13 protein-coding genes are annotated in these 10,008 nt (G+C 60.5%); 4 read left to right on the top strand and 9 right to left on the bottom strand.

Annotated elements, in window-relative coordinates; all coding sequences use genetic code 11:
- Window positions 1–778 (bottom strand): PCRF domain-containing protein (locus MPJ51_RS09880; RefSeq protein WP_298385655.1); only part of this gene is annotated, 778 nt, incomplete at its 3' end.
- 63 nt (window positions 779–841) lie between these two features.
- Here MPJ51_RS09880 and MPJ51_RS09885 point away from each other — a divergent pair.
- The gene (locus tag MPJ51_RS09885; protein WP_298385488.1) at window positions 842–1,132 is read left to right on the top strand and encodes a hypothetical protein; all 291 of its coding nucleotides are present in this window, start codon (window positions 842–844) and stop codon (window positions 1,130–1,132) included.
- Window positions 1,133–1,529: 397 nt separating this feature from the next.
- On the opposite strand, the gene MPJ51_RS09890 is transcribed toward MPJ51_RS09885, so the two are convergent.
- The 4 genes from MPJ51_RS09890 to MPJ51_RS09905 form a co-directional block, all read right to left on the bottom strand.
- Complete coding sequence (locus MPJ51_RS09890) at window positions 1,530–1,931, bottom strand: DUF1499 domain-containing protein (protein WP_298385493.1); 402 nt, start codon at window positions 1,929–1,931, stop codon at window positions 1,530–1,532.
- A 63-nt stretch (window positions 1,932–1,994) separates the two neighbouring features.
- Window positions 1,995–2,942, bottom strand: a complete 948-nt coding sequence (gene speB, locus MPJ51_RS09895) for an agmatinase (protein ID WP_298385495.1) — start codon at window positions 2,940–2,942, stop codon at window positions 1,995–1,997.
- A gap of 127 nt (window positions 2,943–3,069) precedes the next feature.
- Entirely contained in the window at window positions 3,070–4,032 is a 963-nt protein-coding gene (gene speB / locus MPJ51_RS09900; protein ID WP_298385498.1) for an agmatinase, read from the bottom strand.
- Between the two features lie 31 nt (window positions 4,033–4,063).
- Window positions 4,064–5,227: a M20 aminoacylase family protein gene (locus MPJ51_RS09905; protein ID WP_298385501.1), complete on the bottom strand. Its 1,164-nt coding sequence runs from the start codon at window positions 5,225–5,227 to the stop codon at window positions 4,064–4,066.
- Between the two features lie 66 nt (window positions 5,228–5,293).
- Here MPJ51_RS09905 and mazG point away from each other — a divergent pair, with 66 nt between their 5' ends.
- The 3 genes from mazG (at window position 5,294) to MPJ51_RS09920 (ending at window position 7,602) form a co-directional block, all read left to right on the top strand.
- On the top strand, window positions 5,294–6,151 hold the full coding sequence (gene mazG / locus MPJ51_RS09910; protein WP_298385504.1) for a nucleoside triphosphate pyrophosphohydrolase: 858 nt from the start codon (window positions 5,294–5,296) through the stop codon (window positions 6,149–6,151).
- Between the two features lie 63 nt (window positions 6,152–6,214).
- Window positions 6,215–7,156, top strand: coding sequence for a nucleoside hydrolase (locus MPJ51_RS09915; protein ID WP_298385507.1), 942 nt, complete (start codon window positions 6,215–6,217; stop codon window positions 7,154–7,156).
- Entirely contained in the window at window positions 7,153–7,602 is a 450-nt protein-coding gene (locus MPJ51_RS09920) for an N-acetyltransferase (RefSeq protein ID WP_298385510.1), read from the top strand. The genes MPJ51_RS09915 and MPJ51_RS09920 overlap by 4 nt, the downstream gene beginning before the upstream one ends.
- Here MPJ51_RS09920 and MPJ51_RS09925 read toward each other — a convergent pair.
- The 4 genes from MPJ51_RS09925 to MPJ51_RS09940 form a co-directional block, all read right to left on the bottom strand.
- Window positions 7,599–7,766: a hypothetical protein gene (locus tag MPJ51_RS09925; RefSeq protein ID WP_298385513.1), complete on the bottom strand. Its 168-nt coding sequence runs from the start codon at window positions 7,764–7,766 to the stop codon at window positions 7,599–7,601. The two genes, MPJ51_RS09920 and MPJ51_RS09925, sit on opposite strands and share 4 nt — an antisense overlap.
- A gap of 120 nt (window positions 7,767–7,886) precedes the next feature.
- Window positions 7,887–8,210, bottom strand: coding sequence for a hypothetical protein (locus tag MPJ51_RS09930; protein ID WP_298385516.1), 324 nt, complete (start codon window positions 8,208–8,210; stop codon window positions 7,887–7,889).
- A 129-nt stretch (window positions 8,211–8,339) separates the two neighbouring features.
- Complete coding sequence (eno, locus tag MPJ51_RS09935; RefSeq protein ID WP_298385518.1) at window positions 8,340–9,614, bottom strand: phosphopyruvate hydratase; 1,275 nt, start codon at window positions 9,612–9,614, stop codon at window positions 8,340–8,342.
- A gap of 137 nt (window positions 9,615–9,751) precedes the next feature.
- On the bottom strand, window positions 9,752–10,008 hold a 257-nt coding region (locus MPJ51_RS09940), incomplete at its 5' end, for a DMT family transporter (protein WP_298385521.1).

The raw sequence follows: 10,008 nt of genomic DNA on the forward strand, positions 1-10,008 counted from the left end.
GGTTGCGGTGCTGGGATTTCTCGGAACTGGTCACCACGATGCCGCTGGGCAAGTGAGTGATCCGCACCGCCGAGTCGGTGGTGTTCACGTGCTGCCCACCCGCGCCCGAGCTTCGCATCGTGTCGATACGGATGTCATTCGCATCGATCTGGATGTCCACATCCTCGGCCTCGGGCAGAACCGCCACAGTCGCCGCCGAGGTATGGATACGCCCGCCGCTTTCGGTTTCGGGCACGCGCTGCACCCGGTGGACGCCGGATTCGTATTTCATCCGCGCAAAGACATTGTCGCCCTTGATATGGGCCACGACCTCTTTGATGCCGCCGAGATCAGACGCCTGTTCCTCGATGATCTCGAACTGCCAGCCACGCGCCTCGGAATAGCGTTGATACATGCGCAGCAGATCGCCCGCGAACAGCGCAGCCTCATCCCCGCCGGTGCCGGGTCGGATTTCCAGCATCGCCGGGCGTGCATCGGCGGCGTCCTTGGGCAGCAGCGCCAGTTGCAGCGCATGTTCGGCCTGCGGGATCTGCGCTTGCAGTTGCGGGATCTCTTCCTCGGCCAGTTCCTTCATGTCCGGGTCGGCCAGCATCGCCTCGGCCTCATCCAGATCGGCCACCAACTGCCGCCACGCCGTGATCTGATCGACCACCGGCTTGAGGTCGGAGTATTCCTTGGCCAAAGCCGCAATATCCCCGCCCGAGGCGCCATCGGCCATGGCAGCTTCGAGGTACTGGAAACGCTGGGTGATCTGTTCAAGTCGTTCTTCGGGGATCATGCGGGCGGTGTCTCTCATCCCGGGGCGTTGGTCAAGGCCCCGCCTTGTGCTAGGTTTATCCCCATGAAACGGTTTGTGCTGGTATTTGCCCTGTTTGCCCCCCCTGTTCTGGCCGATGTGACCGGCCCCGGCGGCAAGGTTCAGGACTGTTATTGCACCGACAAATCCGGCAGCCGCGTGGAACTGGGTGAGATGATCTGCCTGCAGGTCGATGGCCGCATGTTCATGGCGCAATGCCAGATGTCGCTGAACGTGCCCATGTGGCGTGAGGTTCAGGAAGGGTGCCTGTCGTCAGGGTTGCAGTCTGACTGGCCGAAAATCCAACAATCATCAAATCCAGAAAAAGCTCTCTAAGCTTCTAAAGATCGTCCCATCTGCTCAAATTGTACTTACGCCTTTGGTGCTTCCTATGAAAAATGGACATAACAGTAAGAGTAAAAGCAGCCAAAACAGAGCTTCCGACTACGTCCGAAAAAATGAGCGCTTCGCCCAATATAACCGTAACCGGGATATCCACCAACCCAATTACTCCGACCAAACAAAGGAACAAACATATGTTAGGAAGCGCCGACTCCCAGTATAGAAACGGCCTTGCCTTGATACCGAACTTCCCGAGCCGCCGCAGGTCTGCGTCGATGTTAACTCCCTTGGTAAGACCAGAGGCTTCTATTTCAGCTAAAGCGCACCTGAACTTTCGATCATATTCAGTCATACTATTTATATGAGTATTTTATCGCTCAACTTCAATAACCTAGATGGCATTCAACCACCCTTCGACCCGCGCCTTGTTGACCCCGAAATCCTTGCGTCCGAACCGCAGACGAGCGTGAATGCGCAGCGTATCGCCATCCTGTTGCACGGTGGTGTAGTCCGGAAAACCGATTGCAGCCGTGCGGGTGATATAGGTCACCATCCCCTCACCCACCGATCCGGCCAGAACTTGGGTGCGGGGCCAGGTACGGGCGATGGCATCCAGACGGGCCAGACCATCAGGGCCAGAGTCGATCACGCGCAGGACGCCGCCCGGCAAATCGCGGTCGGCCTCGGCCACCGGGGGCACATGCCAGCGCGCCGGGTCCGAGGGGGCCAGCCGGATATAGGCCCCAAGCAGAACCACCGCTGTGATCACCAGCCAAAAGATCATCTTTCTCATCCCGCGCCCGTCCTTTGTGGACACCCTAACCCGGTCTTCCGCACGTACAAGTCCGCGCCGGGTTTATCGTGACGTCACGCCGGGCAGAATGCACAACATCTCGAACAGCAGGTTCGCCGCCGTCAGCGCCGTATTGCCCGAAGGATCATAGGGCGGAGAGACCTCGACCAGATCGACACCCACCACATTCATGCCCTGCAGTGCGTGAATCAGTTGCAACGCCTGCGGGGTGGTCAGCCCGCCGATCTCGGGCGTGCCGGTGCCGGGTGCATAGGCCGGGTCCAGCGCGTCGATGTCAAAGGAGATGTAAACCGGGTGATCCGCCACGCTCTTGCGGATCAGCGAGCCGATCTCGGTCAGGTTCTGTTGCCACAGATCCCACGCCGGGTATTGGCGAAAACCCCAGCCCTGCGCCTCGGTAAAGTCACTGGCCGCATAGCCCGAGCCGCGAATGCCGATCTGAAAGGTCTTGTCGGCGGCGATCAGCCCTTCCTCATAGGCGCGGCGGAACACGGTGCCGTGGGTTTCCCGTTCACCAAACATCTCATCATTCACATCCGCATGGGCGTCCACATGAACCAGAGCCACCGGCCCGTGTTTGGCCGCCATTGCCCGCAGGATCGGCAGGGTGATCGAATGATCCCCGCCCATCGCCACAGGGATCACACCCTGCGCCAGAATGCCGTCATAGCTGTCCTTGATGATCCGAAGGCTGTCGGCCAGCGAGAAAGTATTGATCGCCAGATCGCCGATATCGGCAACCTGCAGATGATCAAACGGAGCCGCCCCATTGGCCATGTTATAGGGACGGATCATCGCGCTTTCGCTGCGGATTTGCTTGGGCCCGAACCGGGTGCCCGACCGCCACGAGGTGCCGATATCCATCGGAACCCCCAAAATCGCCACATCCAGCCCGGCCAGAGAGCCCGCCTGCGGCAGCCGCATGAACGTGTTCGGCCCGGAAAACCGCGCCAGATCATTGCCGCCGATCGGTTGGTTGAATTGGGTCATGGCTTTTGTCTCTCCCATCCGGTGTACCCGCCTTTCCAAGCAAATACCGGAAGGTTGGCTAACCAAAGGTTAAAGCCCCGCCAGAATACCCAATATCCTCAACAATATCCGGTGCCGCCCCACCGCGTCACATCAGCTTGTTCCACCCCAACAGGCAGATCAATTGCGTCGCCACATGCGCCCCGGCAATCGCTGTTGCCCCGCTTGTGTCATAGGGCGGAGAGACCTCGACCACGTCGCCGCCCTTGATGTTGATCCCTGCCAGATCACGCAGGATGATCGACGCCTGCATCGATGTCAGCCCACCCCAGACCGGCGTGCCGGTGCCCGGGGCAAAGGCCGGGTCCAGCCCGTCGATATCAAAGCTCAGATAGACCGGGCGGTCGCCGACGATCTCTTTGGCTTTCTGCGCCACAGCGGCGGGTCCGGCCTCGTACACTTCGCGCGCGTCGATGATGTTGACGCCCAGCGTGTCGTCATTGCTGGTGCGAATGCCGATCTGCACGGATGTTTTCGGATCGACGATCCCGGTTTTCACCGCCTTGTAGAACATGGTGCCGTGATCGACCCGCTCCATATTGTCATCGGCCCAGGTGTCGGTATGGGCATCGACCTGGATCAGCGACATCGGCCCGTATTTCTCGGCATAAGCCTTAAGGATCGGAAAGCTGACATAGTGATCACCCCCCAGCGCGACCGAGGCCACATCCGCCGCCAGAATGGTGCGGATATGATCGGTCAGCGTGGCCGGGAAGGTCGGGATATTGGCGTAGTCAAAGGCCAGATCGCCATAGTCGATGATCGCCAGCTCGCTGAAGGCCCGGAACGGCCAGCCATAGGGTTCATCGGGCGATTGCAGGGTGCTGGCCTCACGAATGGCACGCGGGCCCAGACGGGTCCCGGGGCGATTGGTCACCGCCTGATCGAAGGGGATGCCGGTAACCGCGATATCCACACCGGTCAGGTCTTTGGTGTAGAGGCGACGCAGGAATGACGTCGCCCCGCCAAAGGTGTTCTCATGCGAGACGCCCTTCAACTCGCGATTGGTAAACGCCTCATCCACGTAGTTCTTGGAATCTTCCAGTGCCATTTACATTTCGTCCTTCCAAAATCCCCGGGGGTCAGCCCAGCGGCTGTGCCTTTTCCACGATCCGGGCGAAAAAGGATGCCCCGACCGGCGCAACATCGTCGTTGAAATTGTATTTCGGATGGTGCAACCCGGCACCCTCGCCCTGCCCCATGAACAGATAGGCACCGGGGCGCGCCTGCAGCATGTATGAGAAATCCTCGGCCCCCATGTCGCGGCTCATGTTCTCGACCACACGCTCGGGACCGGCGATTTCGCGGGCGACATCGGCGGCAAACGCGGTTTTGTCGGCATCGTTGATCGTGGCCGGGTAACCCACCTGATACTCCAGCCGCGCTTCGACCCCGTACGAGGCCGCCTGCCCCGCCACAATCTGCTCCATCCGTTCCCTCACCATTTTTTGCACGGACGGGTCAAAGGTGCGGACCGTGCCGTTCAAATAGGCGGTGTCGGGGATCACGTTGTTCACCGTCCCGGCATGAATCTGCGTGACCGAAACCACCAGATCCTCGACCGCATAATGGTTCCGGCTGACGATGGTCTGGATCGCCTGCGCAATCCCGCAGGCCGCCATCACCGGGTCTTTGGTCTGATGCGGCATCGCGCCATGCCCGCCGACGCCCTGAATGTGGATTTCAAACGTATCCACCGCCGCCATGATCGGCCCCGGCGTGGTGTTGAACGCGCCCTCGGGGTTGCCCGGATCATTATGGATGCCGTAAACCTGAGAGATATCGAACCGCTCCATAATGCCCTCGTCGACCATCACGCCCGCGCCGCCGCCCTCTTCCTCGGCCGGTTGAAAGATCAGCGCCACCCGGCCCGCAAAATTCCGGGTCTCGGCCAGATAGCGCGCCGCACCCAGCAACATCGTGGTGTGCCCGTCATGCCCACAGGCGTGCATCTTGCCGGGGTGTTTCGAGGCGTACTCGACCCCCGTTTCCTCAGAGATCGGCAGCGCATCCATATCCGCGCGCAAACCGATGGTCGGTCCGTCGCCCTGCCCGTTGATGATCGCGACCATACCGGTTTTGGCGATGCCTTCATGCAGCTCATCCACGCCGAATTCGCGCAGTCGCTCGGCCACAAAGGCGGCGGTCTCATAGCATTCGAATTCCAGTTCGGGGATGGTGTGCAGGTACTGCCGCCACTGGGCCATATCGGCGGCGTAATCGGCAATTCGGTTGACGACGGGCATCTGGGGTGGACTCCTGTTCGCGACTACGGGATGGATGCATCTGACACCGGAACGAAAGGGTTCGCAATGGCCGAAAATCCTCTGATCCATGACAGCGAGGCGGGGATCGAGCGCCTGCTGGAAATCATGCGCCGCCTGCGGGACCCCGAAACCGGCTGCCCGTGGGATATCGAACAGGATTTTTCGACCATCGCCCCCTACACAATCGAAGAGGCCTATGAGGTCGCCGACGCCATCGAACGGCAGGCTTATGATGAATTGAAGGGAGAGCTGGGCGATCTGCTGTTCCAATCGGTCTTTCACGCGCAAATGGCCGAGGAAGCCGGGCATTTCACCTTTCAGGACGTGGTGCGCACCATGTCCGACAAGATGGTTTCGCGCCACCCGCATGTGTTCGGTGACGAATCCCGCGATAAATCGGCGGAGCAGCAGACCCGCGACTGGGAGGCGATCAAGGCGGCGGAACGCGCGGGCAAGGAACAGAAAGGCGCGCTGGACGGGGTCGCAGCCAACCTGCCCGCCCTGCTGCGCGCGCATAAGCTGCAAAAACGCGCCGCCCGTGTCGGCTTCGACTGGCCCGATGCCAGCCACGTGCTGGCCAAGATCACCGAAGAAGCCGCCGAGCTGGAAGAGGCCCGCGACAGTATGGATGCGGACGCGCTAGAGGATGAATTCGGCGATCTGCTGTTCGTCATGGTCAATCTGGGCCGCCATCTGGGGATCGAACCCGAAGCCGCCCTGCGCCGCACCAACGCCAAGTTCACCCGCCGGTTCGAACAGGTCGAGGCCCGGCTGGCTGCACGTGGAAAGACTCCGTCGCAAAGCGATCTGGCCGAGATGGATGCGCTGTGGGACGAGGTGAAGATCGAGGAACACCGCGCCAATGGCAAACTCCCGCCGGTGGGGGCGACGACCGGAGCCTGAAACCGCTGGACAAGTGCGGTAACACTTGCCAGTGTCCGCCCTTCAATACCCCGGAGGGCAGCCATGGCACCGCGCAAGATCATCATCGACACCGACCCCGGTCAGGACGACGCCGTCGCCATCCTGCTGGCGCTGGCCAGCCCCGAAGAAATCGAAATGCTGGGCATCACCGCCGTCGCCGGTAACGTGCCGCTAGAGCTGACCGCCAAGAATGCCCGCATCGTCTGCGAACTGGCCGGTCATACGGATATTCCGGTCTATGCCGGGTGCGACCGACCGCTGAACCGCACTCTGGTCACCGCCGAACATGTGCATGGCAAAACCGGTCTGGACGGCCCGGTTCTGCCCGACCCGAAGATGCCGCTGGCCGAGGGCCACGCGGTCGATTTCATCATCGACACCCTGCGCACGCAGGAGCCCGGTACGGTGACGCTGTGTCCGCTGGGGCCGCTGACCAATATCGCCACCGCCTTTACCAAAGCCCCCGATATCGTCGATCGCGTGCAGGAAATCGTACTGATGGGCGGTGCGTATTTCGAGGTTGGCAACATCACGCCCACTGCGGAATTCAACATTCATGTCGATCCCGATGCTGCTGATATCGTTTTCAAATCCGGGCGACCAATCGTGGTGATGTCTTTGGACGTGACCCATAAGGCGCTGGTGACGAAACCCCGCAACGACGCCTTCCGTGCCCTTGGCAACAAGGTCGGCATCGCCGTGGCCCAGATGACCGATTTCTTCGAACGGTTCGACAAGAACAAATATGGCAGCGAAGGTGCCCCTCTGCACGATCCCTGCGTAACCGCCTATCTGATCCGGCCGGACCTGTTCTCGGGCCGTCACGTCAATGTCGAAATCGAAACGCAATCCGAGCTGACCATGGGGATGACCGTCGCCGACTGGTGGGGTGTCACCGACCGAACACCCAACGCACTGTTCATCGGTGACCTTGATGCCGATGGCTTCTTTGCTCTGCTGACCGAACGGCTGGCCCGGCTATGACCGCCGCGCTCCGCCTTGCCCGCCCGCAGGATCTGGACCGGCTGATGGGTCTGGTCGCCGCCTTCCACGCCGAGGCCGGCATCGAACAGGACGCCGATCAGCGGCGCGAAGCCTTGCTGCCGCTGCTTGAGGGTATCCCCCATGGCTGCGTCTATCTGATCGGCCCGGGCCGCGCGCCGCTGGGTTATATCATCCTGACCTTCGGCTGGTCGGTGGAATTCGGCGGCATGGACGGGTTCGTGGACGAGATTTATATACGCCCCGCTGTCCGCGGGCGCGGCATCGCCTCGGAAGTGCTGCTGGAACTGCCCAAGGCGCTGGCCGATGCGGGACTGACCGCCCTGCATCTGGAAGTCGACCGCACCAATGAGGCCGCACAGAAGCTGTATTTACGCACGGGGTTCAGGCCCCGCGACCGCTACATGCTGATGAGCAGACAGCTTTAGCGGGATTCCCCCCGGAAAATCAGGTCGGGATTGTACATCTCTTTCACCGGATCGTCCTGCGACACCTCCATCCCGGTGATGGGATAGGTGTCGGGGCCTGCACAGGCGGCCAGAATTCCGACGGATAGCATTGAGATTACGAGAAAGACCTTGGAAGCAGACATGATGTCCCCCTTTCTGCAATGGCTTCAAGGTAAAGGGGGCGCGGTCATGCTAAAAGTAATTAGTTCACACATATGCGATTATTTGAACGATTTTCGCAGATTTATTGCTGAAATCGACGTCTATCGGGTGATGTTGCAGTTCTTTCTCATGGTCCGTTCCATGGTCTTGAACTGCTTGTTGATGCGTTTGGGATTGGGCAGCGCCTTCATCTTTTCGGTGTTGTTGTTGCCCGTGTACCAGGCATCGAACAACAGCGCCTTGATGTCATCGTCCAGAACAGTGTCGGCCACCTGGTAGGTACATAGGCATTCCTCCATGACAATATCGCCGCTGCGGTCTTCCTCGATCATCTTCTGGCAGACCTCTTGCGGCGTTGGCTCGGCAAAGGCGACTGAGGGAACCAGCAGCGCCACAATGGACGCGGCGCGTTTGACAATGTTCATGACTATGCTCCTATCAACCAACAGCGGAAAAGCTGTCGCCAGCTTAAACTGCTGGAGACACAGGCATAGCAAAAAAATCGGCCCCGGTTTTGCAACCGAGGCCGATAAGTTCTCATCAGGCCATGTCGTTCAGCGCAGGATCGACGCCCCGGCATATTCTGCCACTTCGCCCAGCGATTCCTCGATGCGGATCAACTGGTTGTATTTCGCCAACCGGTCTGACCGCGCCAGCGAGCCGGTCTTGATCTGACCACAGTTCGTTGCCACAGCCAGATCGGCAATCGTGGCATCCTCGGTTTCGCCCGAGCGGTGCGACATCACGTTGGTGTACCGCGCGCGGTGGGCCATATCGACGGCGCGCAGGGTCTCGGTCAGCGAGCCGATCTGGTTCACCTTCACCAGCATCGAGTTGGCGCAGCCCCGTTCGATCCCTTCGGCCAGACGCGCCGGATTGGTCACGAACAGGTCGTCGCCCACCAGTTGTACCTTGTCGCCAATGGCATCGGTCAGGGCCTTCCAGCCGTCCCAGTCATCCTCGGACATGCCGTCTTCGATCGAGATGATCGGGTAATCATTCACCAGCGCCGCCAGATAGGCCGCGTTTTCCTCGGAACTCAGCGAGATACCCTCGCCCGACAGCACATATTTGCCGTCCTTGTAGTATTCGGTCGCTGCGCAATCCAGCGCCAGATGGATGTCATCGCCCGGCTTGTAGCCCGCTTTTTCGATGGATTTCAGGATGAAATCCAGCGCCTCGCGCGTGCTGGCGATGTTCGGGGCAAAGCCGCCCTCGTCACCCACACCCGTGGCCAGACCCGCCGCTGACAGTTCCTTTTTCAGCGTGTGGAACACCTCCGACCCCATGCGCACCGCCTCGCGGATATTGCTGGCCGAGACCGGCATGATCATGAATTCCTGAATGTCGATCGGGTTGTCGGCGTGCTCACCGCCATTGATGATGTTCATCATCGGCACCGGCAGCACACGGGCCGAGGTGCCGCCCACATAGCGGTACAGAGGCTGCGTGGTGAAATCTGCCGCTGCCTTGGCGGTCGCCAGCGAGACACCAAGGATGGCGTTCGCGCCCAGACGGCCCTTGTTGTCGGTGCCATCCAGTTCGATCATCGCCTGATCGATGGCGACCTGCTCGGTCGCGTCGAACCCCACCAGTTCCTCGGCGATCTCTCCATTCACGGCTGCGACCGCTTCCAGAACGCCCTTGCCCAGGTAGCGTGCATTGTCACCGTCACGCTTTTCCACCGCCTCATAGGCGCCAGTCGAGGCACCCGAGGGCACGGCCGCGCGGCCCATGGTGCCGTCTTCCAGAATCACGTCCACCTCGACCGTGGGGTTGCCCCGGCTGTCCAGAATTTCGCGTGCGTGGATGTCGATGATGGTGCTCATGATGCCGGTTCCCGTGGCTGCAATCAGTTGCACGCCTCATAGCATCACGCGGCGAAAAGTAAACCGCCTCCGTTATCGCTAACACGCATATTTTCCTGCCTTTAGGGCTAACAGTTCGCTGTTTGCGCCAACAGAGGTCAGGCCGGAACCACCTGTTGCGACAGACGACGTTCGCGGAAAAAGGTGTAGAGGCCGGACAGGATGATCAGCGCCGCCCCGGCCAGCGTCATCGCGTCGGGGCGTTCGTTGAACATCAGCATCCCCGCGATCATCGAGAACACAAGCCGCGTATAGCGGAAGGGCATCATCGCCGACGCCTCACCCACCCGCATCGCCGCAACGATGCCGTAATAGCCCAGCATGCTGAACACACATACCGCCAGATACGGCCCAA

The sequence above is a fragment of the Ruegeria sp. genome, assembly GCF_028066395.1.
In the GTDB taxonomy this organism is placed as follows: Bacteria; Pseudomonadota; Alphaproteobacteria; order Rhodobacterales; family Rhodobacteraceae; genus Ruegeria.